22 protein-coding genes and 1 tRNA gene are annotated in these 26,425 nt (G+C 60.8%); 5 read left to right on the top strand and 18 right to left on the bottom strand.

The window, feature by feature from the left end:
* Nucleotides 1-219 precede the first annotated feature (219 nt).
* Both AACY42_RS05090 and AACY42_RS05085 read left to right on the top strand, forming a co-directional pair.
* Entirely contained in the window at nucleotides 220-1,998 is a 1,779-nt protein-coding gene (locus tag AACY42_RS05090; protein WP_339477225.1) for an acyl-CoA dehydrogenase C-terminal domain-containing protein, read from the top strand.
* 346 nt (nucleotides 1,999-2,344) lie between these two features.
* Nucleotides 2,345-2,503, top strand: a complete 159-nt coding sequence (locus tag AACY42_RS05085; RefSeq protein WP_339477223.1) for a YqaE/Pmp3 family membrane protein — start codon at nucleotides 2,345-2,347, stop codon at nucleotides 2,501-2,503.
* 63 nt (nucleotides 2,504-2,566) lie between these two features.
* Here AACY42_RS05085 and AACY42_RS05080 read toward each other — a convergent pair whose 3' ends face one another.
* From AACY42_RS05080 to rpsU, 17 genes are all read right to left on the bottom strand, one after another.
* Nucleotides 2,567-4,396 carry a S9 family peptidase gene (locus AACY42_RS05080; protein WP_339477220.1) on the bottom strand — a complete coding sequence of 610 codons (1,830 nt, stop codon included), beginning with the start codon at nucleotides 4,394-4,396 and terminating at the stop codon, nucleotides 2,567-2,569.
* Nucleotides 4,362-5,531: a pyrroloquinoline quinone biosynthesis protein PqqE gene (gene pqqE / locus AACY42_RS05075; protein WP_339477219.1), complete on the bottom strand. Its 1,170-nt coding sequence runs from the start codon at nucleotides 5,529-5,531 to the stop codon at nucleotides 4,362-4,364. The genes AACY42_RS05080 and pqqE overlap by 35 nt, the downstream gene beginning before the upstream one ends.
* The gene (gene pqqD / locus AACY42_RS05070; protein ID WP_339477217.1) at nucleotides 5,503-5,778 is read right to left on the bottom strand and encodes a pyrroloquinoline quinone biosynthesis peptide chaperone PqqD; all 276 of its coding nucleotides are present in this window, start codon (nucleotides 5,776-5,778) and stop codon (nucleotides 5,503-5,505) included. The genes pqqE and pqqD overlap by 29 nt, the downstream gene beginning before the upstream one ends.
* Nucleotides 5,775-6,527 carry a pyrroloquinoline-quinone synthase PqqC gene (gene pqqC, locus AACY42_RS05065; RefSeq protein WP_339477215.1) on the bottom strand — a complete coding sequence of 251 codons (753 nt, stop codon included), beginning with the start codon at nucleotides 6,525-6,527 and terminating at the stop codon, nucleotides 5,775-5,777. The genes pqqD and pqqC overlap by 4 nt, the downstream gene beginning before the upstream one ends.
* A 211-nt stretch (nucleotides 6,528-6,738) precedes the next feature.
* Nucleotides 6,739-7,650: a pyrroloquinoline quinone biosynthesis protein PqqB gene (gene pqqB, locus AACY42_RS05060; protein WP_339477212.1), complete on the bottom strand. Its 912-nt coding sequence runs from the start codon at nucleotides 7,648-7,650 to the stop codon at nucleotides 6,739-6,741.
* Between the two features lie 80 nt (nucleotides 7,651-7,730).
* Nucleotides 7,731-7,805: a pyrroloquinoline quinone precursor peptide PqqA gene (gene pqqA, locus AACY42_RS05055; RefSeq protein ID WP_003177660.1), complete on the bottom strand. Its 75-nt coding sequence runs from the start codon at nucleotides 7,803-7,805 to the stop codon at nucleotides 7,731-7,733.
* A gap of 173 nt (nucleotides 7,806-7,978) precedes the next feature.
* The gene (gene pqqF / locus AACY42_RS05050) at nucleotides 7,979-10,417 is read right to left on the bottom strand and encodes a pyrroloquinoline quinone biosynthesis protein PqqF (RefSeq protein ID WP_339477209.1); all 2,439 of its coding nucleotides are present in this window, start codon (nucleotides 10,415-10,417) and stop codon (nucleotides 7,979-7,981) included.
* A 62-nt stretch (nucleotides 10,418-10,479) separates the two neighbouring features.
* The gene (locus tag AACY42_RS05045; RefSeq protein WP_339477206.1) at nucleotides 10,480-11,274 is read right to left on the bottom strand and encodes a carbon-nitrogen hydrolase family protein; all 795 of its coding nucleotides are present in this window, start codon (nucleotides 11,272-11,274) and stop codon (nucleotides 10,480-10,482) included.
* A gap of 12 nt (nucleotides 11,275-11,286) precedes the next feature.
* On the bottom strand, nucleotides 11,287-12,969 hold the full coding sequence (locus tag AACY42_RS05040; RefSeq protein ID WP_339477203.1) for a flavin monoamine oxidase family protein: 1,683 nt from the start codon (nucleotides 12,967-12,969) through the stop codon (nucleotides 11,287-11,289).
* A gap of 277 nt (nucleotides 12,970-13,246) precedes the next feature.
* Nucleotides 13,247-13,708: an Lrp/AsnC family transcriptional regulator gene (locus AACY42_RS05035; protein ID WP_339477202.1), complete on the bottom strand. Its 462-nt coding sequence runs from the start codon at nucleotides 13,706-13,708 to the stop codon at nucleotides 13,247-13,249.
* A 132-nt stretch (nucleotides 13,709-13,840) separates the two neighbouring features.
* Entirely contained in the window at nucleotides 13,841-14,083 is a 243-nt protein-coding gene (locus AACY42_RS05030; protein WP_339477200.1) for a hypothetical protein, read from the bottom strand.
* A gap of 10 nt (nucleotides 14,084-14,093) precedes the next feature.
* Nucleotides 14,094-14,594 (bottom strand): hypothetical protein, encoded by a 501-nt coding sequence (locus AACY42_RS05025; protein WP_339477199.1) that lies wholly within the window; start codon nucleotides 14,592-14,594, stop codon nucleotides 14,094-14,096.
* 488 nt (nucleotides 14,595-15,082) lie between these two features.
* Nucleotides 15,083-15,159 (bottom strand) — tRNA-Ile (locus AACY42_RS05020).
* A 15-nt stretch (nucleotides 15,160-15,174) separates the two neighbouring features.
* On the bottom strand, nucleotides 15,175-18,918 hold the full coding sequence (locus AACY42_RS05015; protein ID WP_339477197.1) for a bifunctional diguanylate cyclase/phosphodiesterase: 3,744 nt from the start codon (nucleotides 18,916-18,918) through the stop codon (nucleotides 15,175-15,177).
* 127 nt (nucleotides 18,919-19,045) lie between these two features.
* Entirely contained in the window at nucleotides 19,046-20,893 is a 1,848-nt protein-coding gene (gene rpoD, locus AACY42_RS05010; protein WP_339477195.1) for an RNA polymerase sigma factor RpoD, read from the bottom strand.
* Between the two features lie 68 nt (nucleotides 20,894-20,961).
* Nucleotides 20,962-22,920 (bottom strand): DNA primase, encoded by a 1,959-nt coding sequence (dnaG, locus tag AACY42_RS05005; RefSeq protein WP_024616738.1) that lies wholly within the window; start codon nucleotides 22,918-22,920, stop codon nucleotides 20,962-20,964.
* A 479-nt stretch (nucleotides 22,921-23,399) separates the two neighbouring features.
* Nucleotides 23,400-23,615 (bottom strand): 30S ribosomal protein S21, encoded by a 216-nt coding sequence (rpsU, locus tag AACY42_RS05000; protein ID WP_002551877.1) that lies wholly within the window; start codon nucleotides 23,613-23,615, stop codon nucleotides 23,400-23,402.
* A 199-nt stretch (nucleotides 23,616-23,814) separates the two neighbouring features.
* On the opposite strand from rpsU, the gene tsaD reads away from it, so the two are divergent.
* A complete protein-coding gene (gene tsaD / locus AACY42_RS04995; protein WP_339477186.1) occupies nucleotides 23,815-24,840 on the top strand; it encodes a tRNA (adenosine(37)-N6)-threonylcarbamoyltransferase complex transferase subunit TsaD in 1,026 nt (341 codons plus the stop codon).
* Nucleotides 24,841-24,848: 8 nt separating this feature from the next.
* Here the strand turns inward: tsaD and plsY are convergent, their stop codons facing one another.
* Complete coding sequence (plsY, locus tag AACY42_RS04990) at nucleotides 24,849-25,418, bottom strand: glycerol-3-phosphate 1-O-acyltransferase PlsY (RefSeq protein WP_003206189.1); 570 nt, start codon at nucleotides 25,416-25,418, stop codon at nucleotides 24,849-24,851.
* 74 nt (nucleotides 25,419-25,492) lie between these two features.
* On the opposite strand from plsY, the gene folB reads away from it, so the two are divergent.
* Both folB and folK read left to right on the top strand, forming a co-directional pair.
* A complete protein-coding gene (gene folB / locus AACY42_RS04985; RefSeq protein ID WP_058542852.1) occupies nucleotides 25,493-25,846 on the top strand; it encodes a dihydroneopterin aldolase in 354 nt (117 codons plus the stop codon).
* Nucleotides 25,837-26,355 carry a 2-amino-4-hydroxy-6-hydroxymethyldihydropteridine diphosphokinase gene (gene folK / locus AACY42_RS04980; protein ID WP_339477183.1) on the top strand — a complete coding sequence of 173 codons (519 nt, stop codon included), beginning with the start codon at nucleotides 25,837-25,839 and terminating at the stop codon, nucleotides 26,353-26,355. The genes folB and folK overlap by 10 nt, the downstream gene beginning before the upstream one ends.
* The last annotated feature ends 70 nt before the right edge of the window (nucleotides 26,356-26,425 follow it).

Here is a 26,425-nt window from a genome sequence, read left to right as displayed (position 1 = left end):
TTGAGGGTGAATGCCAACGATCGCAGGCTTCGTCAGATCCTACATGGAAATGCGTATTCCCCGTAGGAGCTGGCGAAGCCTGCGATTTTTGTTGGTGACTAAAAATAACAAAACAGTCATGGGTTGACCCTATGTGTCGCAAAAGTTGTTGAGGTACACTCAGGTCATTGCGAAAACCGTCTTTTACGAACCAACTGTTTAGATCCTGCGAGGTTTGCCATGGCTGACTACAAAGCGCCCCTGCGCGATATGCGCTTCGTCCTCAATGAAGTGTTCGAGGTCGCGAAACTCTGGGCCCAATTGCCGGCGCTGGCCGACACCGTGGATGCCGAAACGGTCGAAGCGATCCTTGAAGAAGCCGGCAAAGTCACCAGCAAAAGCATCGCGCCCCTCAACCGCTCCGCTGACGAAGAAGGTTGCCACTGGGCCGACGGCGCCGTCACCACGCCGGCAGGTTTCCCACAGGCCTACAAGACTTACGCTGAAGGCGGTTGGGTCGGTGTCGGGGGTGACCCGGTGTACGGCGGCATGGGCATGCCCAAGGCCGTGTCGGCCCAGGTCGAGGAAATGGTCAACTCCGCCAGCCTGTCCTTCGGTCTGTACCCGATGCTGACCGCCGGCGCTTGCCTGTCGATCAATGCCCATGCCAGCGAAGAACTGAAAGCGGCGTACCTACCGAACATGTACGCCGGCATCTGGGCCGGCTCCATGTGCCTGACCGAGCCTCACGCCGGTACGGACCTGGGGATCATTCGTACCAAGGCTGAGCCCCAGGCCGATGGTTCCTACAAGGTCAGCGGCACGAAGATTTTCATCACCGGCGGTGAACACGACCTCACCGAGAACATCATTCATCTGGTGCTGGCGAAACTGCCGGACGCGCCGGCAGGTCCCAAGGGCATCTCGCTGTTCCTGGTGCCCAAGTTCATGGTCAATGCCGACGGCAGCTTGGGCGCGCGCAATGCAGCCAACTGCGGCTCTATCGAACACAAGATGGGCATCCAGGCGTCCGCCACCTGCGTGATGAATTTCGACGAAGCCGTGGGTTATCTGGTAGGCGAGCCGAACAAGGGCCTGGCGGCGATGTTCACCATGATGAACTACGAGCGCCTGGGGGTTGGCATCCAAGGCCTGGCCTCCGGTGAGCGTTCCTACCAGAACGCCATCGAATATGCCCGTGACCGCCTGCAAAGTCGTTCGCCAACCGGTGCGCAGAACAAGGACAAGGTCGCTGACCCGATCATCGTCCACCCCGACGTGCGTCGGATGCTGCTGACCATGAAAGCCTCGAACGAAGGCGGTCGGGCCTTTTCTACCTACGTGGCGATGCAACTGGATACCGCCAAGTTCAGCGAAGACCCAACCACACGCAAGCGCGCCGAAGACCTGGTGGCGTTGCTGACACCGGTGGCGAAGGCCTTCCTGACCGACCTGGGCCTGGAAACCACCGTCCATGGTCAACAGGTGTTCGGCGGCCACGGTTACATTCGTGAATGGGGCCAGGAGCAACTGGTGCGCGATGTGCGTATCACCCAGATCTACGAAGGCACCAACGGTATCCAGGCGCTGGACCTGGTGGGGCGCAAGATCGTCGGCAGCGGCGGTGCGTTCTACAAGTTGTTCGCCGATGAAATCCGTCACTTCACGGCCACCGCGAACAGCGATCTGGCGGAGTTCATCAAGCCGTTGAACAGCGCTGTCGGCACGCTGGACGAATTGACCGACTGGCTGTTGGACCGGGCGAAAAGCAACCCGAACGAAATCGGCGCGGCGTCGGTGGAGTATCTCCAGGCGTTTGGCTACATCGCGTATGCCTACATGTGGGCACTGATGGCCAGGGCGGCCTTGGGCAAAGAAAACCAGGATGATTTCTACGCGAGCAAACTGGGCACGGCGCGATTCTATTTCGCCCGCCTGCTGCCGCGTATTCATTCCTTGAGCGCTTCGGTCAAGGCGGGCAGCGAGTCGCTGTTCCTGTTGGAATCCGGCCAGTTCTGAAATGATGACGATGTGTAAGCATTCTCTTACACGTCGTGCTGGCGTTTTCCCTCTATCGACGGATTGGATCCAGGGCTAATCTAGCTTCCATGGATGTCGCGCAGGACGCGCAGAGTAACAACATGGATACGTAGGATTCTGCCAGGACGGCAGAGTGAAATGGATGTCAGGGAAACAGTCTGCAAAGCCCCGCTTCGGCGGGGCTTTCTTTTTGTGCGCGTTTTTTGTTCCTGTCAGGCACCCACCATCGGGGCTGCTTCTGGTTGCGATTCACTGAACCCTGGCGAGCGGCATGGGGTCAATGAGCTATAGGGCAATTTGGCCATCGTCGATCAGGGAGTCATCCATGGATTTCATTCGCATCATTATCGCCATCCTGATACCGCCACTGGGAGTGTTCCTGCAGGTCGGCTTCGGCGGGGCTTTCTGGCTGAATATCCTGCTGACACTGCTGGGTTATATCCCCGGCATCGTGCATGCGGTGTACATCATCGCCAAGCGCTGAATTCATCGGTTATAGAACCCCCTGTGGGAGCGAGCAAGCTCACTCCCATAGTTTTTTGGTGTCCTATAGGTCGCTATCCATCACCTTGCGATAGAACAACCACTCGTGCTCCAGCGCATGGGCCTGGTTCGCGGCCTTGCGAAAACCGTGGCGTTCATCGGGATAGTAGTGCGCCTCGACCGCCACGCCGTTGGCCTGTAGAGCACTGGCCATGTCGCGGGTTTGTTGCGGTACCACCACAGCGTCCAGTTCACCCTGAAAAAAGATCACCGGCACCCGGATGTTCCCGGCGTGCAGCAGTGGGGTGCGGGCGCGGTAGCGTTCGAGGTCCTGTTGCGGATCGCCGATCAGCCAGTCCAGATAGTCACCTTCGAACTTGTGCGTGGCACGGCCCAGGGCGACAGGGTCGCTCACGCCATAGAGGCTGGCGCCGGCCCGGAATACATCGTGGAATGCCAGGGCGCAAAGGGTCGTGTAGCCACCGGCACTGCCGCCTCGAACGAACGCACGACGGCCGTCGATCAGGCCTTGCTCGTCCAGATAGGCGACCACCGCGCAGGCATCCTCGACATCCACCACGCCCCAATTCAAATGCAACGCCTGCCGATAGGCCCGGCCATAGCCGCTGCTGCCGCGGTAGTTGAGATCGGCGACGGCAAAGCCACGCTGGGTCCAATACTGGATACGCGGGTCGAACAGGGGATAACAGGCCGAGGTGGGGCCGCCGTGAATGAACACCACCAATGGCGGTTTTGCGGGTGCGTTCATGGCCGGGTAAAAGAACCCGTGGGCCTCCCCTGACGCGGATGGATAGCGCAGGGTTCGAGGGCGGCTGATCTGTTCGACGGGTAATGGCGTGATGCCGCCGGCCAGCACGGCCACTTCGTGGCTATGCCGCTCAATGGCAATGATCGCCGATGGGTGGGTCGGCGAGGCTGCAACGGCGTAGATGAACTGCTCATCCAGCGTCAGGCTGCGAAAGCGGGTGTAGGTGCCGGTGAAGTCCTCATCGGCATCGTCTCCTTGGCACAGGCCCAGGCGTCCGAAGCCCGCGTCGGTCCAACTGGCCAGGTACGTGTGTTCACCCAGCGGCAGCCAGGTACAACCACCCAGTTGCCAAGGCGCTGGGGCATGATCGGCTTGGGCGGCGGGCAGCGGTTTCAGGCCCTGGGCCGACTCCATCCAAGGCTGCCAATAACCACCGCGATCAGTCAGGCAATAAAGACGACTGGTCGCGTCGAAGCGCGGTTGCTGGATGGACTCTTCTTCACCGTTGCCCGCGACACAGCGCGGCTCACCCCAACCCGTAGCGTTGCGCTCGGCGAGCATCAAGCGCGTTGCGGTCCATGGTTGATGCGGACGGCTCCACTCGATCCAGGCGAGCCGCTGACCGTCCGGGCTCACGGTCGGCGAAGCATAGAAATCAGCGCCTTCGGCCAGCAGATGCCGTTGATGATCCGCCAACCCAATCGACACCAGGCGATGCTGATTGGCGTGTTCTTCCACCGCCAATACCTGGCCGTCGACGAAGCCTAGATCCCCATAGCGGCAGTCACCCGAGGTCAGCGCCACGGGGCGTTCGTCATTCAGGGATTGGTGGTACAGCTGCTGGTCGGCCTCATTGACGAACAGCACACCGTCATGACTCAGGCAGAATGATCCGCCGCCGTATTCATAGATCCGGCTGCGCGCGCTGAACCCGTCCGGTGTCAGGCAGCGAGGCATGGCGTCTTGCCAATGCCAGATCCGGCAGGCGCCGTCTGCGGGGCGGTATTCATTCCAAAACAGACCCAAAGGCCCCAGCTGCAGTTCGGCGAAGTCGGTGCCGGCGGCAACGGCCTGGGCGGCGCTGAAAGGCTCAACCTTTGGCGATGAGGCGCGAGTTTCGTTCATTGCGAAAGGCCAATTGTTCAATGGTTTGCGTGGCGTGCTCGGCGTCTTCACGCGCCTGCAGAATCACCCCGTGATGTTCGGACTTGCTGCACACAGGGTCGGCGTTGCTGGCGTCGCCTGTGAGCATGAACGCCTGGCAGCGGCAGCCGCCGAAGTCCTTTTCTTTTTCATCGCAGGAGCGGCACGGTTCGGGCATCCAGTCATAACCGCGGAAGCGGTTGAAGCCGAACGAGTCGTACCAGATGTGCTGCATGCTGTGGTCGCGCACGTTGGGAAATTGCACCGGCAGCTGGCGGGCACCGTGACAGGGCAATGCCGTGCCGTCCGGCGTGACGGTGAGGAAAATACTGCCCCAGCCGTTCATGCAGCCCTTGGGGCGTTCTTCATAGTAGTCCGGCGTAACGAAAATCAACTTGCACGGGTTGCCTTCGGCTTCCAGCTTGGCGCGGTATTCGTTGGTGACGCGCTCGGCGCGCACCAGTTGCTCCCGGGTGGGCAGCAGGCCGGCGCGGTTGAGCTGCGCCCAGCCGTAGAACTGGCATGTGGCGAGCTCGACGAAGTCGGCTTCCAGGGCAATGCACAGCTCGATGATGCGATCGATCTTGTCGATGTTGTGCCGATGGGTCACGAAGTTCAGCACCATCGGATAACCATGGGCCTTTACCGCCCGGGCCATTTCCAGTTTTTGCGCGAAGGCTTTCTTCGAACCGGCCAGGAGGTTGTTCACCTGCTCGTCGCTGGCCTGGAAACTGATCTGGATATGGTCGAGGCCGGCCTTCTTGAAGTCGCTGATTTTCTGCTCGGTCAAGCCGATGCCGGAGGTGATCAGGTTGGTATAGAACCCCAGCCTGCGTGCCTCGCCGATCAACTCGGCCAGGTCCTGGCGCACCAACGGTTCGCCGCCGGAAAAGCCCAACTGCGCGGCGCCCATCTCGCGGGCTTCGCGAAAGACCTTGAACCACTGCTCGGTGCTCAACTCCTGGCCCTGCTCGGCAAAGTCCAGCGGGTTGGAGCAGTACGGGCATTGCAGTGGGCAGCGATAGGTCAGCTCCGCCAGCAACCACAGCGGTAAGCCGACTTCAGGCTTGGGCGGCAGACCGCTGCTCTCAGGCAAGTTCGATCCAGTGCTGTGCACGGGCGACCTCCATGAATTGCTCGATGTCGTCACCGAGTTCCGGCACGTCGGGGAACTGCTTCGCCAACTCGCCGATGATGGCCACGACATCTCGTTCACCATCGATCAGGCCACCGATCAACGCCGCGCTGTCGTTGAGCTTGATCATGCCTTCAGGATAGAGCAGCACGTGACCTTTCTGGGCCGGTTCGTACTGGAAGCGATAGCCGGGGCGCCAGTGCGGGGTTTTACTGCGGTCGAAACTCATAAGGCGATCCCTTTGTGCCACACCCGTTGTTCGGTCACGCTGTGGTAGGGCGGGCGGTTCAATTCATAGGCCATGCTCATGGCGTCGAGCATGCTCCAGAGGATGTCCAGTTTGAACTGGAGAATTTCCAGCATGCGCTCCTGCCCTTGGCGGGTGGTGTAGTGCTGCAAGGTAATTGCCAGGCCATGCTCTACATCACGCCGGGCCTGGCCCAGGCGGGTGCGGAAGTATTCATAGCCGGTCGGGTCGATCCATGGGTAATGCTGGGGCCAACTGTCCAGGCGCGACTGGTGGATCTGCGGGGCGAACAGTTCGGTCAGCGAGCTGCTGGCGGCTTCCTGCCAGCAGGCCCGGCGGGCGAAGTTGACATAGGCATCCACGGCGAAACGCACACCGGGTAGCACCAGCTCCTGGGAACGCAGTTGATCGGGGTCCAGGCCCACCGCCTGGCCCAGCCGCAACCAGGCTTCGATGCCGCCGTCTTCGCCGGGAGCGCCGTCGTGGTCGAGCAGGCGCTGGATCCACTCGCGGCGGATTTCCCGGTCCGGGCAGTTGGCCAGGATCGCGGCGTCCTTGAGCGGAATATTGACCTGGTAGTAAAAACGGTTCGCGACCCAGCCCTGGATCTGCTCGCGAGTGGCACGGCCTTCATACATCGCCACGTGATACGGGTGATGGATGTGGTAATACGCACCCTTGGCACGCAGGGCGGCTTCGAACTCGGCGGGGGACAGGGGGGTGTTAGTCATTGTGGTTCTCCGGGCAATTCCCGTGGATTCTGTGGCGTCAGGGTTGGCCCCATCGCGAGCAGGCTCGCTCCCACACTCGATCTGTAACGCATGAAATATCCGGTACGACTCAAATTACTGTGGGAGCGAGCCTGCTCGCGATGGCGTCTCATCAGCCAGCAGCGATTGGCTGACACAGCGCACACCCACTCCCACAATCGTCGCGTCCTTCCTACAACTCAATACTCATTCCGTCGTAAGACACTTCAATCTTTCGACGTACAAGCTCAGCTCGCTCGGGCGAGTCTTCGTCCAGGATCGGGTTGGTGTTGTTGATATGGATAAGGACTTTGCGCGGTCCAGGCACTTGTTCCAGTACTTCCAGCATGCCGCCGGGGCCATTCTGGGCCAGGTGGCCCATTTCCCGACCGGTGCGGGTGCCGACGCCACGGCGCAGCATTTCATCGTCGTCCCACATCGTGCCGTCCACCAGCAGGCAATCGCAGCCGGCCATGAGCGCCAACAACGACGCGTCGACCTTGCCCAGGCCTGGGGCATAGAACAGCTTGCCGCCCGTGCGCAGGTCTTCGACGATCAACCCGATGTTGTCACCCGGGTGCGGGTCAAAGCGATGCGGTGAGTAGGGCGGTGCGGCGCTGCGCAGGGGTAGCGGGGTGAAGCGCAGGTTCGGGCAGGCGGCGATGGTGAAGCTCTGGTCGAGTTCGATGCGATTCCAACTCAACCCGCCGTTCCAGTGGGTCAGCATGTTGAACAGCGGAAAGCCGGTGCTCAGGTCTTCATGGACCATGTCGGTGCACCAGACTTGATGCGGGCAACCTTCACGCAGGCTGAGCAGGCCGGTGGTGTGGTCGATCTGGCTGTCCATCAGGATGATCGCGCCAATGCCGGTGTCGCGCAGGGCCCGGCCCGGCTGCATCGGGGCAAACGCCTGGAGCTGGGCGCGGATGTCCGGGGAGGCGTTGCACAACACCCAGTTCACACCGTCATCGGACAGGGCGATGGACGATTGGGTGCGCGCCTGGGCCCGCAGGCTGCCGTCGCGAAAACCTGCGCAATTGGCGCAGTTGCAGTTCCACTGGGGGAAACCGCCACCGGCGGCAGAACCTAGAATCTGGACGAACATGGCTGCTCCATCTGCAAACCGAAATAAAAACGCCTCGGCTGACCGAGGCGTAGTGCTGCGTGCTTAATCGCCTGCAGCATTCAACGGCTGGCGAAGTACATGGTGACTTCGAAACCGATACGCAGGTCGATATATGCGGGTTTGGACCAGGACATGGGAATACTCCTTTGGTTGGGATGCTTTCGTTAGATAGAACGGTTGAGACCTATACATATAGTCCACCTCCTTTCGGAGATGTTCAGATGCTTAGGCGCCTATGTTACTAAATCTGACATGTTCGTTCGCCGTGATTCTCGAAGAAAGCTCATTACACCCCCTGTAATGATCACTACGCCGCTTGCCAGCGCTCTCTCGGGCAGGTTCCGTTGCTCAGGCAATACCATCCCCCTTCAGCCTCGATCAAGTGTTGGACGGCCATTTGCAGCTGCGTGCGATCCAGGCACACGATGGCAGCGGACAGTTGCTCAAGATAATCCGACGGGTGGCCGGCCAGCGTGCCCTGCCAGAGTAGCTCAGCGGCCTGGGCGCAGGGCAGGGCGGTGCTCTGGAGTTGGGCGGCGAGCGCCTGCTGCTGGCCGGTCAGGGATGAGTCATCGAGCTGCTCGATCAGCGCCGGTAACCCGGTCAGGAATTGCTCGATGTGGGCGCTCAGTTGCGGCGCCGAGAGGCTGGGTGATTGGACGCCGAACAACATTCCGGTTTGCCCGTCGATCTGTTTCAACCCACTGAACACCGCATAACCCAACTGCAACTCCACGCGCAGGCGCTGGTAGAACGGCGTCTGACACAGCTGCGCCAGCAACCGCCAGGCGGCTTCGTCGGCCAGTGTCGAGGTGGCTGTCGGGCAAAACAGCAATACGGCCGGTTCTTCGCCGTGAGTCTGGAGTGTATGCCAGGTGCGTTGCCCGCGAGGTGCCGGTACCTGGCTGGCTTGATCGCCGACGATGCCCGGCACCCGGGCCAACGCAGGGCCCAGCGCCCCTTGGGTGGCGGCCGACAGGCCGATGGACAGCCCGTCCCATCGGGCCGTTGCCCACACACTTTGGTCGCAGTCGGGCACTGGCAGCGCTGATGATTGCCGGTTGTGCCGGCAGTGATTCGGCAGCGCCTTCAACAGATGTCGAATCGGTATCGGCGGGGTTTCGTGAACGGTGCGGGCCATTGGCAGTGGTTGCGCAAGCTTTACCAGCAGGTGTTCGAGCACCAGCGGTATCGGCGACTGCAAGCCGACCAGTTTCAGCAGCCATTGATGACCGGAGGGTTCGAAGCTGACGTCCACGCCAGCCTGGCGAGCATCCTCACGCACATCCTGCAGGTGCCGGTCGAGCCTGAATGGAAAGTCGAGCGGTGCCTGGGTCGTCAGTTGCCAACGCAGGTACACCGCGCCTTCACGAGCGTTGTCCGGCAGCGCCTGGCTGAACTGCATCGGCGAGCGTTCCCGGCGACCCCGGGAGCGGTCCTGGGCGAAGGTTCGCAAGCCGCGGTGGGCGCTGGTCTGGCCGCGTATCAGTCCGGCGCGGGGCGCTTCGCTTGGCATTTGCAAGAACGGGTTGGGCGCGGGCAATTGCCATTGTTCGATGATGTTATCGACAGGGTGCAGTTGCTTGAGAATTTCCCTGAGCCTCACGAGGTCGTTCGCCAGCAGCGGCGCGCCACACCCGTCACCGTCCCCGCGGGCCACCTGCAAGGCCGACCCTGTCTCCTGCCGACGCACCAGCTGTGCGGTGAACTCCTGGCGCAGCGGCGCCCAGTCGTCCTGGGCGGCAAAGAACCCCAGCCAGTCGTGCAGCAGCGGCTGGATCTGCGCCGCTGCCTGAGCGTCGGCATGCTTGAGTTCGATGTGCAGCAGCGCCTGCCCGGTAAATTCATACAGCACGGTGGCTTTAAGGCTGTCAGCCAGGCCGCGCTGACGCAGCGTGGCGAGCAGGCCGCCTGGTTTGCTGGAGTTCAGCCACGTACAGAGAAAGTCCAGGGCTTGAGGCGAGGCGGCGGGCAAATCTTCGAAGGCGAACAGCAGATCAAGGCAACCCTCGTGGCCCTGTTGATAACTCGTCTGGGACGTTGCCATCAGCTTTGGCGGTGCCGGCCTGGCAAGCGCTTCGCCGGCCGGTACATGGCTGCCAAATTGTTCAGCCAATGCTTTCAAGGCGTCGATGCTTTGCGGGCCGACCAGGCTCAGGGTCATCTGGCCGCTTTGGTAAAAGCGGCGATAGAAGTCGTGCAATGCGCTTTGGAACTCGGCTTGCGTCACCGCGAGGCTGTCGCGATTGCCAGCATGAAAACCGCGCAACGGATGGGCCGCCGACAGGCCGTCAAGCAAGGCAAGCTGTCGCTGGGCCGCAGCATCCTGGGACCAGGCGACGAACTCGGCGTGCAGCACTTCCCGTTCGCGCAACTGATCGGCTTCATCCAGGCGTGGGTGGGCGAGCATGTCCCACAATCGTTCCAGTCCGTCGACGAAGGTTGCGGGTGGCAATTCGAAGAAAAAATCCGTGGTGCGTTCGCTGGTGCGGGCATTGAGCTGGCCGCCGTGGCGCTGCACGTAGGCCATGAGGTTCTCCCCAACGGGAAAACGCTCGGTGCCGAGGAAGAACAGATGCTCGAGCAAGTGCGCCAATCCCGGCCAGGCCAAGGGCGCATCATGGCTGCCAGCCGCGACTCGCAGTACCGCAGCGCTGCGCTTGAGGCCTGGGACATGACGCAATGTCACCCGCAAGCCGTTGGCCAGGGTTTCAGTGTGGGGGTGGAGGGAGTCGGGGGCCGGCATGAGCGCTTCCAGAACAAAGATGCGCTCATGCTAGCGGATTAGGCCGCGTTCTCAATCCTCAATCAGTGTTTGTGCAGGTCGTCGTAAAGCTCAGGGCGTCGATCGTGCAGGTAGTTGTAGGCCGCGCGGGAGTCTTCCATCAGTTGTCGATCCAGTTCTCCGACGATCAAGGTCTCATCCAGCCCAGCAAGGGCCGGGCGGCTGCCATTCGGTGCGGCGATGCTGCTTTGGCCGCAATACTGCAATTCACCTTCCTGGCCGCAGTAGTTGGCGTACGCCACGAAACACTGGTTCTCGATGGCCCGGGCCCGCACGGTGACGTCGGCGATGAACGTGTAGGGTTGCATGTTGGCGGTAGGCACCAGGATAAGCTCGGCACCGGCCAGGGCCAGGCGTCGGGCATTTTCCGGAAACTCCAGGTCGTAGCAGATCAGGAGGCCGAGCTTCCAGCCATTGAGCTCCACGATGGGCAATGCGGCGTCGCCGGCGCTGAACATGGCGTGATCGAGGTCACCGAACAGGTGGCTCTTGCGGTAGTTGGTCAGGCGCTCGCCCTGGGCGTCGATCAGCTGCACGGCGTTGTAGATATGTCCGTCTTCGTCGCGCTCAGGGTAGCCATAGACAATCGCCAGGCCTGCGGCCTTGGCAATGCGGGCGATCTGTTGCGCCCACTCGCCGTTGTAGACCTCGGCCAATACATTCACCGCGTCGACGCCGATGTTGTAGCCGGTCATGAACATCTCCGGCAGCACCAGCACATCGGCGCCCCTGGCTTCCAGTGCCACCTGGTGCAAGCGTTGCAGGTTGCCGGCTGGGTCCAGTGGCAGCGGCGGGCATTGGTAGAGGGCTACACGCATCAATAACTCCTTTTATTCGGGCAGAGCGATCGGACCGATCTCATGGAACACATCACCTGGGCCCGGGTTCTCGGCGTGAGTTTCACCGCCGAAGTGCTTCATGATTCCCCACACGGCATTGAGTGAGGTCTGTACCGCGCCTTCGACCCAGGCCGGTGTCCATGAGACGTCATCACCGGCGATAAAGATCCCGCGCTGTTCGGCTGGCATGTCGTCCTGCATGAAATGCGCATACATGCGCTGGTTGTAGCGATAGTGGCCGGGCAGGGCGCCCTTGAAGGCCCCGAGGAAATGCGGGTCGGCTTCCCAGGATACGGTGATCGGGTCACCGATGATCCGTGCGGCGATGTTCACCTTGGGATAGATTTTCTTCAGGGCATCGAGGGCCAGCTTCACGCGTTTTTCCACCGGGTGCGGGAGCATTTTCAGCGCGTCGCTCATCCAGGAATACGACAGGCAAATCACCCCTGGCTTGTCGTCCCCGTTATCGAACAGATAGGTACCACGGGTAAGACGGTCGGTCAGGGTCATGCTCATCAGGTCGCGGCCGGTCTGCGGGTCCTTGTCCTTCCAGAATGGCCGGTCGACCATCACGAAGGTCTTCGACGATTGCATGTAGCGGGTGCGGTCCAGGGCCATCCACATTTTTTGCGAGAACAGTGCTTCTTCACACTCGATCTGGGTGGTCAGCAGCCAGCTCTGGCAGGTGACCAGCACCGCGGCGTATTCGCGGGTGTTGTCCCAGACGTCGGTCACGCTGAACCGGCCATCAGATGCGCGGGCAATGCGCTTCACGCCGCCGCGTGGGGCGCCCAGGTGCAAAGCATTCAGGCTGGTACCTGCCGGCCAGTGTACGCAGCGTTCGGGCACGTGGTTCCAGATGCCGTGGGGCACCTGCTCGACGCCGCCGACCACCAGGTGCTGGTGGTCGTCGCAGTTGGTCATTACGACACGGAAGATTTCCAGCATCGAATTGGGGAAGTCCGAATCCCAGCCGCCCGTACCGAAACCGACCTGGCCGAATACTTCGCGGTGTTGGAACGACAGCTTGGCGAAGGCCTTGGAGGTGGCGACGAAGTCGTAGAAGGTGCGGTCGTCCCAAAGGGGCACCAGGGTGTTCCACAGCGCCTTGAGGCGTGGCACGTCGCGGTCGCGGATGGCCTGCTGGATGTCGCCGAAGCGCGAGCCATCTTCCAGCGCATCGGCCCAGGCATCGGCGACTTCCTGGAACAATGCAGGTAGGTCCGCCAGCTTCTGTGCGTAGTAGGTCTGGCCTTCCAGGTCGATGACCGTGCTGCCGGAAGCCGGGGTCAGCGGGTTGGGGAACGGCTTGGTCTCCAGGCCCAGCTTGTCGACGTAATGGTAGAACGCGGTGGATGACACCGGAAAACGCATGCCGCCCAGCTCGGCAATCACCCCTTCGGCGCCATTGAACGCTTGTGAGCGCAGGCGCCCACCCATCTTCGATGCCTCGTAGACCACCGGCTTGAGGCCCAGCTTCATCAGCTCGTACGCCGCCACCAGACCGGCGATCCCGGCACCGACAATCGCCACTTCGGTACCGTGGTGGTGGGCGGGAATGCTGCCCAGGCCGGCCGGATGCTCGATCCAGTCGTCAAAGGCGAAAGGAAAGTCCGGCCCGAAAATGGTGATGGGCTTCTTACCGTCTGCTGGGTGGCGATTGTTCTTGTTCATGGCTGACCTTGGTGGGCGACTCGACGCAGTGTTCGCGTCTGAGTATAGGAAAGATGCCAGCCATTCTAGGGAGGGTGGAGCACGTTAATAAGACACAATATGTCGTCGTTTTGAGTGCATTTCAGTCATTTTGATCTATTTATAAATCATAGTGACGAAACGGGTCCCCTGTGGGAGCGTGCTTGCTCGCGATAGCGGTATGTCAGTCCATGAAGGTGCTGAGTGAATTAACGCCATCGCGAGCAGCCTCGCTCCCACAGGTTAAGTGATGCAGGGTTTAGACTGGTTGGCCTCGATCGATCTTGCTGCTGAGGATGATCGAGGTGGTGGTCTTCTCCACGCCGTCCACGCTGCCAATCTGGTCCAGCAACTGGTCCAGCTGTTCCGGCGAGTCCGTGCGCAACCAGGCGACATAATCGAACTCTCCACTGACGGCGCACAGCTGCTGCACCTGGGCCATGGCGCTCAAGCGTCGCAGCACGTCCTTGCCGGAGCGCGGTTGGACCTTGATACCGACGTAAGCCTGCAAGCCGCCGTCAATCACTCGTTGCCCCAGGCGCACGCCATATCCGGTAATCACCTTGGTCTTTTCCAGGCGCGCCAGCCGCGAGGTCACGGTCGTGCGGGCGATACCCAGCTGCCGGGCGAGCATGGCGATGCTTTCCCGGGCGTTGATTTGCAGCGCCGCGATCAGTTGACGGTCGATTTCGTCGAGGACGGGAGGGCGGGTGTCAGTCAAAGTGGGGCTCCGGCACAGGCATTCGATGGCGAGCATGTTACAGGCTCTCACGTGCGAAATAGCCAATGGCAGGTAAAGCCAGTGTGCGCCAGGCGGGGGCCAGAGACGGCACCGAGAAATCGTGCCAGGGCTTCAGTGCGCCTCCGTGAACCGCCGCCGCGTCAGGAAAAGCACCACGCCCAGCGGCACGGCCAGCAGTGCTAGCAGCTCCAGGTCAAAGCCCAGCACCTGCTGCTCACCAACCTTGAAGATGCTGACCAAGCCCGTTGCCAGCAGCGCCAAACCCAGCCACTTGCGCAGCGGGTATGGTTTCAGAAACTGAACGAGGATCGCGCCCAGCACCAGAAGGACGACAGTTTGCATGATGTAGGGCATGTGCAGTTCCTCAGACCTTGATGACCAGCGTCACGACAGAGCGCTGTGGGCCAATCCCGCCATGGACCTCTCCCTCGATGCTGGCCAGCACGTCACCTGCATGCAGGGTCGGCAGGGCCCCTTTGAGGTACCAGTTGACACCTGCCGTCACGACTGTACCTGAAGCCCAGCCAATGAGCGGCCCGCCCAACGCACCTACTTTCCCGGCAACGCCACCTGAGGCCGCAGCAATTCCCTTGGCGACGTTGCCGCGCATAGTGGTGATAGCATCGGCTTGCTGCCGGATGAGGGGATTGGAAATGCAGACTGTCAGCAGGCATGGCAGGTTTCGAGCCTGCATTCGGTCGTACATATCGACGACCATGCTGTTGACTTGGTAATGGGCGCGTTTCGCTTCGCCAAAGTGCAGCTCGCGCAGGCGACCTCGGTCGCTTTCCATGAGGGTGATTTGAGACAGATTGAAGACGATCCCTTGCTCGGACCTGTACTGCGTGGTCTTCTCGAACTTCATGCGCGTATCCATTCATGCAAAAAGCCGATGATTTTCTACAAGCGGTGACTAAGATGCAAACGGTCTTTGATGTGAGGCCCCGGGGAATTTGACGTCTGCACGGGGCTCATCGCCAGTAAGCCAACTCCCCGGTAACAACACCTCGAGCGCGTCGGTTATGGAGACGTTAGGCCGAGGCGCCTTCGCACGAGGCACTGGCCGGGGAATGCTGTGACCGTGTAAAGCTCCGTCGACAACTTCTGCATTGCGCTGAGGGTTAAGGGCGTGCAATCAAACTGCAATCGCGGAATCCCGCCGCACCTCTCTCGCGAGCCTGAAGGCGGCGGATGATAGTCGGGATGCCCCTCGGTGCGCTCACCACGTGCAGAAGCCCAGAAGTATTTCGCGTGATGCTTGTAGACGTCGGTGACTTCCGATAGGTCTAAGCGACTGTATCTGTGGTGGTCCATCCAGAAACACGAAAGCCGCGCAATGCGCGGCTTTGGAGTTGGTGGGCCCACACGGACTTGAACCGTGGACCAAAGGATTATGAGTCCTCTGCTCTAACCAACTGAGCTATAGGCCCTCAGTAGGTCGCGGATTATAACGGCGGTTTCTCGGCTGTGCTATCCGAAAAATCCGAAACGGTCATGCGAAGAAACGTTGCGGCAAACTCATCGGCGCACAGGGGCAGGCTGACGATGTAACCCTGGATCTGTTCGCAACCTTCTTCGGTCAGGAATTGCTGCTGGGCCAGGGTTTCGACGCCCTCGGCGATGACGGTGAATTGCATGCTGCGGCCCAGGGCGATGATTGCCCGCACGATGGCCGCGTCGTGGGGGTCGTCGGGCAGGCCGCGGACGAAGGATTGGTCGATCTTGAGGATGTCCAGTGGCAGGCGCTTGAGGTAACTCAGGGAGGAATAGCCCGTGCCGAAATCGTCGATGGCCAATTGCACGCCGAGTTCTTTCAGCTGGTGCAGCACCGTCAAGGCCTCTTCGGCCTGGCTCATGATGAAGTTTTCGGTAATTTCCAGTTGCAATAAGCCGGGTTCGAGCTGGTGCTCGCGCAGCAGTTGTTCGATACGTCCCAGTAGATTGGGTTGGCGCAGCTGGGCCCCGGCCAGATTGACCGAAAGGGAGCCGAGGCTGTCGTAGGCGTCATTCCATTCGCATAACTGCCGGCAGGCGCGCTCCAGCACCCAATCGCCGATTTGCAGGATCATGCCGTTTTCTTCCGCCAGGGGGATGAAGTGTTCCGGCGGGACGTCGCCAAACGTGGGGTGAGTCCAGCGGATTAATGCTTCGGCCCCCACCAGTTGGTTGTCGACGAGGCTGATTTTGGGTTGGAAGGACAATGATAACTCGTTGCGTTCAATCGCCCGCCGTAGCTCATGCTCCAGGGCCACTCGCTCGCTGGCCTGGGCGGTGAGGTCGCGGGTGTAGCTTTCCACCCGGTTGCGTCCCTTGGCCTTGGAACGGTACATCGCCGCGTCGGCATTCTTCACCAGTGTGGCGACGTCGCAGCCGTCCTGCGGGTAGAGGCTGGTGCCGATGCTGGCACTGATGAAGAACTCGTGCTCGCCGGCCTGGAACGGCGCGCCAAAGCAGTTCAACAGCTTTTGGGCGATGTGCTCGGCATCGCTGGGCTGTTGCAGGCCCGGCAGCAGGATGATGAACTCGTCGCCGCCCAGGCGCGCCACGGTGTCGATGTCGCGCAACTGCTCGCGCAAGCGTACGGCAATACCCTTGAGCAACAGGTCGCCGACCGGGTGCCCGAGGCTGTCATTGATGTGCTTGAAACGGTCCAGGTCCAGGAACAGCACGGCACCCTGGCCACCGTTTTCCTGCTGGCCATTGAGAGCCGCCAGCAAACGGCTTTCGAACAGCGTGCGATTCGGCAGGCCCGTCAACGGGTCGTGGTGGGCCTGGTAATCGAGCCGGGCCTGGGCGTGTTTGAGGCTGGAAATATCGGCGAAGACTGCGACGAAATGGGTGATCTGTCGGTCCCGATTGCGCACCGCGCTGATGGTCAGCCAACTGGGGTACAGCTCGCCGTTCTTGCGTCGGTTGGAGATCTCTCCTTGCCAGTGCCCTTCGGCCGTCAGCTGGTGCCACATCGCGGCGTAAAACGCGCTGTCGTGCAGGCCGGAAGCCAATAAGCGAGGTGTATGGCCCAAGGCTTCGGTTTCGCTGTAGCCAGTGATTTCGGTGAAGGCTCGGTTCACTGCGCTGATGTGCTGTTGCGTATCGGTGATCAGCACGCCTTCGGCAGTGCTTTCGAACACGGTGGCGGCTTGTTGCAGTTTCTCCTGCATCAGATGGCGTTCGGTGATGTCCCGGGCGATGGTCAGCATGCAGTCATCGTTGCCGATGGGCAGCGGGCGACTGGAGACTTCACAGAGTCGGATCTGCCCGTCGTTGCGCCGGATATGGCAGCTGAAGTCCTTCACGAAGCCGTCTCGCTTCAGCAGGTCGAGCATCTGCGTTCGCTCATTGAGGTTGACCCAGATGCCCAGGTCCAGGGTTGAGCGGTCCACCGACAGGGCACTGTTGAAACCGGTAATGCGACTGAAGCCTTCATTGACTTCGATCAGCAGGCCGTCGCTTTGCCGGGACAACAGCAGGCCATCGGGCGAGGCGTGGAACGCCTTGGCAAACTTCTCTTCGGATGTCTGCAATTGCTGCTGGGTTTCTTTGAGCTGGCTGATGTCCCGCACCACCACGACCAGGGCTGGCGTCGTGTCGAGATCGAAGGGCTCGGCGGAGATCAGCCCGGTGAACATCTGGCCATTGCTACGACGGAAGGGCATTTCCAGGTTGCGAATGCTGCCGGCCTGCAAGCGCTGCAACAGGCCCGGACCCACGCCCGGGATGCCCCATATATTCAGTTCGGTTGCGCTGCGCCCCACCACCTCGGCGGCACTCAGGCCGATCTGCTCTTCGAAGGCCTTGTTGACCTCCAGCAGGCAACCGTCAAATAACCGTGCCATCACCAGGATGTCCGGGCACTGGCGGAATACTGAGGCGAATTTCTGCTCCGAAAGGCGCAGTGCTTCCTCGGTGCGCTTGGCTTCGCTGATGTCGATCATCAGCCCACGCATCAGCGGTTCGTGCCCGTGTTCGATCAGGCTGACAATGTCGCGCACCCACAGGCAGCGGCCATCGGCGGTGATCACGCGATAATCGACGCAGTGGTCGCGACCCGCCAGCACTTCTTGATCGCAGTAGTTCTGGGCACGGATCAGGTCGGCCGGATGAATGATGTTGCGCCAGAAGCCCGGTATCAGCCAATGGGAAAGGGGATAACCCAGCAAGTCTTCGGCGTGGGGTGACACGTAGCTGTAAGTGAAGTCGCTGACCCTTGCCTCCCAGGCAATGGCTGACAGGCTCTCCACCAGCCCACGGTAATGGTATTCGCTGCTTCGCAGCTCCTGTTCCAGCTCGACCCGCCGGGCGATTTCCGAGCTCAATCGGCGGTTGATGCGAATCACCACCGCCAGTATGCCGACCAGGAGCAGCAACGCAGGCAGGCCGTAAAGCAGCAAATCTGACCAGAGCTGGCGGTAGTCATGCACATTGCCGACCCACTTCTGCTGGATCTCGGCAACTTCGGCCGGGCTCATGTCCGCCATGACCTTGTCCAGGATGCCGACCAATATTTTATTGTTTCGAGGGACGGCCATTGCCAACTGATAGCGGTACGGCGTTTCCCCGCTGACATAAAGGCCTTCGAGCTTGAGTTGGCGCAGGCTCCAGACACTGGAAGCCAGATCGCCGACTACCGCGTCTACTTCGTCGGTGGCCAGGGCTTGCAGGGCTGAACTGACGTTGGGCAGCGCCACCAGGTTCAGGTCGGGGTGGTGGTTGCGCAGTAATTCATGGGGGGCATAGTTCTTCACCACGGCGATTTTCAGCCCATACAGTTCCTTGAGGTTGTGCGGCTGGGCGCCACCGCGGTGGGCCAGGATGACAATGGGGAAGTCCAGGTAAGGCCGGCTAAACGCCAGGTAATTCTGGCGCTCCGGCGTGGACATGATGCCCGGCAAAATATCGATTTTTCCCTGAGCGACCTGCTCCAGCACGGCGGTCCAGCTGGCTGGCTCGATGGGGGTGAGCTTGATGGCCAGCCGTTCACGAATGATGTCGACGTAGTCGGCAGCCAGGCCCTGATAGCGGCCCTGGTCGTCACGAAACTCAAACGGCGGCCATGAGGCATCGACACCCAGGTGCAGGTCGGGGTGGTCCTTGAGCCAGCGGCGCTCCTCGTCGGTGAGCGTCAACGCGCCAGCTGTTGCGGTCCAGGTTATTAATGACAGCAAAAGCGCGGCCGTCAGTCTGGGCATCACTGTCTCGTCATGGCTTGGTGAGGATGATTCGAGTGTAGACGGGCAACAGGGTGCAGGGGAGCGTAACGAAAGGGATTTTATCTGGGCATAGCAAAACCCCCGGCAGGGCCGGGGGTTTTGAAGGTCACTCGTCGAGGAAGGAGCGCAGATGCTCGCTTCGCGTCGGGTGGCGCAGTTTGCGCAACGCCTTGGCTTCGATCTGACGAATCCGCTCACGGGTTACATCGAACTGCTTACCGACTTCCTCAAGGGTGTGGTCGGTATTCATGTCGATGCCGAAGCGCATGCGCAGTACCTTGGCTTCACGAGCAGTGAGGCCGGAGAGTACTTCGCGAGTTGCTTCCTTGAGACTCTCGACAGTGGCGACATCGATCGGAGACTGCATGGTGGAGTCTTCGATGAAGTCACCCAGGTGGGAGTCTTCGTCATCACCGATCGGGGTTTCCATGGAGATCGGCTCTTTGGCGATCTTCAATACCTTGCGGATCTTGTCCTCAGGCATCTCCATGCGTTCGCCCAGCTCTTCCGGCGTCGGTTCGCGACCCATTTCCTGCAACATCTGCCGGGAAATACGGTTGAGCTTGTTGATCGTCTCTATCATGTGCACCGGGATACGGATGGTGCGGGCCTGGTCGGCGATCGAGCGAGTGATCGCCTGACGGATCCACCAGGTGGCATAAGTCGAGAACTTGTAGCCGCGACGATATTCGAACTTGTCCACCGCCTTCATCAGGCCGATGTTGCCTTCCTGGATCAGGTCGAGGAATTGCAGACCGCGGTTGGTGTACTTCTTGGCGATGGAGATCACCAGACGCAAGTTCGCTTCGACCATCTCTTTCTTCGCGCGACGGGCCTTGGCCTCGCCGATCGACATGCGACGGTTGATGTCCTTGATCTCTGCGATGCTCAGGCCAGTCTCGGCCTCCAGCGCACTGAGCTTCTGCTGGCAACGAATGATGTCCGGTTGCAGGCGGGCAATGGCTTCAGCGTATTTGCTCTTGCCCTTGGCCAGTGCATCGCTCCAGCTTTCGTCGACTTCGTTGCTAGGGAACTGGCGCAGGAAATCGGTGCGCGGCATGCGGGCGTCACGCACGCAAAGCTGCATGATCGCGCGCTCTTGCTGGCGCAAGCGATCCAGGGCACTGCGAACACGCTCGACCAGGCCTTCGAATTGCTTCGGTACCAGCTTGATCGGCATGAACAGCTCGGCCAGTGCCAACAGCTCGGCAATCGCCTGCTTGTTGTTGCGGCCGTGCTTTTTCAGCGCCTTGCGGGTGATTTCCATCTGGTCGGCCACAGCGCCGAAACGCTGTGCTGCGATGACTGGATCGGGACCGCTTTCGGCTTCTTCCTCGTCGTCGCTCGCTTCTGCGTCGTCGTCATCGGTCTCGTCGTCGGCCTTGACGGCTTTCGCGTCGACCGGCGGCGGCACTTCGGCGGCAGGCGGCGCAATGCCGTCGTCCGGATCGATGTAGCCGCTCAAGACGTCGGACAGGCGACCACCTTCGGTGGTGACGCGGGTGTACTCGGAGAGAATATGGTCAACCGTGCCAGGGAAGTGCGCGATTGCGCCCATCACTTCACGGATGCCTTCTTCAATACGCTTGGCGATTTCGATTTCGCCTTCACGCGTGAGGAGCTCTACCGTACCCATTTCACGCATGTACATGCGCACGGGGTCGGTGGTGCGACCAATGTCGGTCTCGACCGCTGCCAACGCTGCGGCCGCTTCTTCAGCGGCCGCCTCGTCGGTATCGGCGTCGGCCAGCATAAGGGCATCCTTATCTGGAGCAACCTCGAATACGTTGATCCCCATGTCGTTGATCATGCGGATGATGTCTTCCACCTGTTCCGGATCTGAAATATCCTCCGGCAGGTGGTCGTTGACCTCCGCGTAAGTCAGGTAGCCCTGCTCACGACCCAATAGGATCAACTCTTTGATACGAGACTGCTGTTGCGCTTTTCCGGACATAACACCCTATCCACTGAAGGTCTTGGCGGGCAAAAAAACAAGCCGAGGATTATACCTGAGCTGTGACCTCACGCGCCAGTTGAGGTCGGGTTTGATGCGCAAACATTGCGGCTGAGTAAGTCGCGCAATTGGTTTTTCTCTTCGCTGGTTAGCTCGCTCTGGCGAGCTTTTCGCAGAAGTTGTTCCAGGTTTCGCTCGCGTTGGCGGGCGGACAAGCTAGTAATGGTGTCGAAAAACTGTTGTTCAAGGTTGTCTCCCTCAATCAGCCATTCTTTCTCGGCCAGGGCCTTCAACAGGCGCCCCTGTTCGGTACCGTGCCACCGTGCAATCAACTGGAAAGAGTTTAGCTTGGGGTTCTTCTGCACGGCTTCAAGGAGTGCAACCAGCAATTGCGTATTGCTGTGGTCCTCGGCGGCGAAGTGCCCGGCGTCCTCTACTTTTTCCGCCAGTTGTGGGTGATGCAGCAAGGTGCGCAAGGCGGCTAGTGTTGGTGGTTCGACGGCGGCCGGGACGCGCGGGGCACGTGGTTGGTCGCGATCACCGCGCTTGCCGTTCTTGTCCCAGGGTTTCTTGTCCCATTTCTTGCCGCCGCTGCCGGGTTTTTTCGGTGTCCATTCCTGCTGGGGGGCGTAATCCTGCTGGGGTTGATGATAGTCGGCGAAATCCGGCATCGCGTCGTAATCGATGCCCGGGTCATAAGCGGGTGGCGCCTCCTGGGGGGCGCTGTGCACCAGTTGATTGACCGCTTCGCTGTTCAGGCCGGTGATCTCGGTCAGGCGCTGGCGCATGAGTGTGCGCAGGTTGGCGCCGGGCACCTTGTCGATCAGCGGTGCCGCGAGGGTGGCCATGTGGGCCTTGCCTTCGAGGGAGCGTGGATCGGCTTCTTCGGTCAACTGCTGGAAAAAATAGTCGGCCAGCGGTTGTGCGTGCTGATTGATCCGCGCACGGAATGCGTCGGTACCTTCGGAGCGCACCAGGGTATCCGGGTCCTCGCCCTCGGGCAGAAACAGAAAGCGTGCCCGGCGTCCGTCCTGCAGGCATGGCAAGGTGGCCTCCAGTGCCCGCCAGGCGGCGTTGCGGCCGGCCTGGTCGCCGTCGAAGCAGAACAGCACGTTGGGCACCACGCGAAACAGGCGCTTCATGTGCTCTTCGCTGGTGGCCGTGCCCAGGGTCGCCACGGCGTTGCGCAGGCCTTGCTGGGCCAGGGCAATAACGTCCATGTAGCCTTCGACGACGATGATTTCGTCGAGGTTGCGGTTGTTCTTGCGTGCTTCGTACAGACCGTAGAGTTCCTGGCCCTTATGGAACACCGGGGTTTCCGGGGAGTTCAGGTATTTCGGCTTGTCGTCGCCCAGCACCCGGCCACCAAAGGCGATGATCCGCCCGCGTGTGTCGCGGATCGGAAACATGACTCTGTCACGGAAGCGGTCGTAGCGCTTGCCGGTTTCGGCATTTTCAATCAGCAGGCCGGCGTCGATCATGGCGCGCTGTTGCAGCGTATCGCTGCTTAGGTGCTTGTACAGGTTATCCCAGCCGGGCGGGGCAAAGCCGAGGCCGAAGTCTCGGGCGATTTCGCCGGTCAGGCCGCGGCCCTTGAGATAATCCACCGCAGCCTTGCGTGCCGGATGGCTTTTGAGGGCCTGGCGATAGAAATCCGCTGCCGCCGTCAACAGTGGGTAGAGCGGAGAATCGGTCGGTTGGCGTGGCTTGTGCTGCCGACCGCTTTCCTCGCGGGGTATTTCCATGCCGGCGGCTTTGGCCAATTCTTCGACGGCCTGGGGGAAGTCCAGGTTGTCGTGGTCCATGATGAAGCCGAGAGCATTGCCGCCAGCGCCGCAGCCGAAGCAATAGTAGAACTGCTTGTCGGGGCTGACGCTGAAAGAAGGCGTTTTCTCTTTATGGAACGGGCAGCAGGCCGTGTAGTTCTTGCCCGCTTTCTTCATTTGCAGGCGAGAGCTGACCACGTCGACGATGTCGGTGCGGTTCAGGAGGTCGTCAATAAAGCTCTGGGGAATCAGCCCGGCCATGGCGTTCTCATCATCACTGCGCGAAATATGGACCCGAAATCGGCAGGCGTAACCGGGTTTGGGTTTGAGGCACGCTAAATCGGTGGCTCGACCGGGTCGTCTGCATTATCGCTGTCGGGAAGTGTATCTGCCGAAAATCCACTGACGTTAATAACTATCAGTATTCGACTGTTTGAATGTGTTGTGCGGGCTCCGGTAACGGCCGTTCAGGCCTCGGATAGCTCATGAAGCGGACACGCAGGCAGGTGCCTTGGGCTGATCGTCGTTAGAGGAATCAGGGTGTGCTCGTCGGTAGCCTTGGAAGGCTCGTCAGGAAAGACGTGCACCGCTGGCAAAAGAGCCAGGTCTGACGCGGTGAAGCGGGTTGTCTTGGTCGCGTCTGCGGCTTTGACAGTGAAGCATCAAGCGTTATTCCGCAAATGCCATTAGCCCGGCTTGAAGGCCGGGCTTGGCAGAAGCTTGCTACGGACGTCTGTGTATTAGTACAGACGTACGGCGCGGCGCTGTTCGCGCTGAACTTTCTTGGCGTGACGCTTAACAGCGGCTGCTGCCTTACGTTTACGCTCAGAAGTCGGCTTCTCGTAGAATTCGCGGCTACGAACTTCAGCCAGAACACCGGCTTTTTCGCAGGAGCGCTTGAAACGACGCAGAGCTACGTCGAAGGGTTCGTTCTCTTTTACTTTGACGGCTGGCATCCAGAGCTACCTTCATTCATTACCGGGGTCAACATCCTCGCGGCAAAAGAGCACTTGAAGACGTCGGTTTTTAAGGGTTGCGGATGTTAACCCCTCAACGCTCGGAATGCAAAGCCTCTGATCGAAAACCGCTGGTCGGGGCACAACGCGGCGACTATTATGCGCGCCTTCGAATTCAGCCTCTACAAGGCGCAAACCCATGCTAGTACTGGGATTAGAAACTTCCTGCGATGAAACTGGTGTCGCACTTTACGACAGTGAACGCGGCTTGCTGGCCGATGCGCTGTTCAGCCAGATCGACCTGCACCGCGCCTATGGCGGGGTGGTGCCCGAGCTTGCCTCCCGCGATCACGTCAAGCGCATGCTGCCCTTGATCCGCCAGGTTCTGGCCGAAGCTGGCTGCGTGCCGACCGAGATCGACGGCATCGCCTATACCGCCGGCCCGGGCCTGGTGGGCGCGTTGCTGGTGGGCGCCTCTTGTGCCCAGGCGCTGGCCTTTGCCTGGGGGATTCCAGCCCTGGGCGTGCATCACATGGAAGGCCACCTGCTGGCGCCGATGCTGGAGTCGCAACCGCCGCAGTTTCCGTTCGTCGCTTTGTTGGTCTCGGGCGGCCATACGCAGCTCATTCGGGTCGATGGCATCGGCCAATACGCGTTGCTCGGCGAGACGCTCGACGATGCTGCCGGCGAAGCGTTCGACAAAACTGCAAAAATGATGGGCCTCAATTATCCCGGTGGGCCGGAAATCTCCCGACTTGCGATGCAAGGGGTCGATGGGCGTTTCGTGTTCCCGCGGCCGATGTGCGACCGTCCCGGCCTGGATTTCAGTTTCAGCGGGTTGAAGACCTTCGCCCTGAACACCTGGCAGCAGTGCGTCAGCGCCGGGGACGACAGTGAGCAAACCCGTTGCGACATCTCGCTGGCGTTCCAGCAGGCTGTGGTGGAGACTTTGACCATCAAGTGCAAGCGTGCCCTCAAACAGGCCGGGCTTAAGCGTCTGGTGATCGCTGGCGGCGTGAGCGCGAACAAGGCCTTGCGGACATCGCTGGAGAAGATGCTCGGCGACATGAAGGGCGACGTTTACTACGCACGGCCGGAGTTCTGTACAGATAACGGCGCGATGATTGCCTTTGCCGGTTGCCAGCGTTTGCAGGCCGGCCAGCACGAAAGCCTGGCGATCAGCGTCCAGGCGCGCTGGCCGATGGAGCAGTTGGCGCCCCTGTGAGGCGTCATTTAAAAATGCCGTTCGCGCCCGGCGAACAGGTCGCGTAGATTGCCTCGGTGACGCCAGACGATCAGCGCAACCAGTGCGGTCATTGGCAGCAAGGCCGCAGGTTCCTGCCAGGCCAGCAGCGGCAGGGTCAGCGGTGTGGCGATCAGCGCGGCCAGGGAGCTTGTGCGGGTCAGGTAGAACGTCAGCAGCCAGGCACAGACAGCCAGCAGGGCGGCGGGCGGGTAGAGGCCCAGCAGCATGCCGGCGGCGGTGGCGACACCTTTGCCGCCACGAAAGCGAAAGTACAGCGGGAATAGATGGCCGATGACGGCGCAGACGCCGATCCAGGCCTGTTGCTGCAACGAGAGCCCTGCGAGGCTGGCGATCAATACCGGGACAAGGCCTTTGCAGAGGTCGCCCAGCAGGGTCAGGATGGCGAGTTTGCGTCCGGCCAGGCGCAGCATGTTGGTGGCGCCGGCATTGCCTGAACCACTCATTCGCGGATCCGGGCGACCGGTCAGGCGGCTGAGCAAAATGGCGAAGGACAGCGAGCCGAGCAGGTAGGCGAGAATCGCCAGTAACCAAAACATGCTAACTATTCCGGGCGAGGACGCCCTGATTCTAACGGCGCATTGCGCCCTTGTCGTGCTGCGGAGAAGAGTGCTTGGACAGAGTGTTTATCGAGGGCCTGGAAGTCGATACGGTAATCGGGGCCTACGACTGGGAGCGAGGCATCCGACAGTGCCTGCGGCTCGACCTGAGCTTCGCCTGGGACAACCGCCCAGCCGCGGCGGGTGACGACCTGACGCTGGCGCTCGACTACGCCAGCGTATCGTCGCGTATCCAGGCATTTGCCGAACAGGCGCAGTTCCAATTGGTGGAGACCTTTGCCGAGCGACTGGCCCAGGCGCTCATGGACGAGTTCAAGATCACCTGGCTGCGTCTGAAATTAACCAAGCCTGGCGCCGTACCGGCGGCCAGCGGCGTTGGTGTGGAGATCGAGCGCGGATGTCGCTGACTCAGGTTTTTCTCGGGCTCGGCAGCAATATCGAGCGCGAAACCCATCTGTGCGCTGGTCTTGAAGCCTTGGCCGGTTTCCTGGTGGACATGCGCTGTTCGGCCGTGTTCGAGAGCCAGCCGGTGGGTATCAAGAGTGGGCCATTCTTCAATTTTGTCGTCTCGGCCTTCACGGATCTGCCGCTGATGGAGCTGGATCGTCGGCTCAAGTTCATCGAGGCGGACAACGGTCGCTATGCGCCGGACCGTAAGGGACTGCCGCTGGATATCGACGTGTTGTTGTACGGCGAACTGGTCGGCAACTTCGATGGGTTGATCCTACCGCGCGCGGAAATCCTCAAGAACGCCTTCGTCCTGTGGCCTTTGTCGCTGATCGCACCGGATCGAATTCATCCGGGGGTGGGCAAAAGTTTTGCCACGTTGTGGAAAGAATCGCAGATTGACCAGGTGCTGGCGCCGGTGGCTTTCGAATGGCGCGGCCAGCCGCTTACGCCGTCGAATCTGTTGTGAGGCGGCTGCCGCGATCGTGAGCCAGCTCGCTCTCACAGTGGATCTCGGTTGAACACCAGATATGTGTTCG

It is taken from the genome of Pseudomonas sp. RL_5y_Pfl2_73, assembly GCF_963970515.1.
In the GTDB taxonomy this organism is placed as follows: domain Bacteria; phylum Pseudomonadota; class Gammaproteobacteria; order Pseudomonadales; family Pseudomonadaceae; genus Aquipseudomonas.
This window is presented reverse-complemented; position numbering and strand designations above follow the sequence as displayed.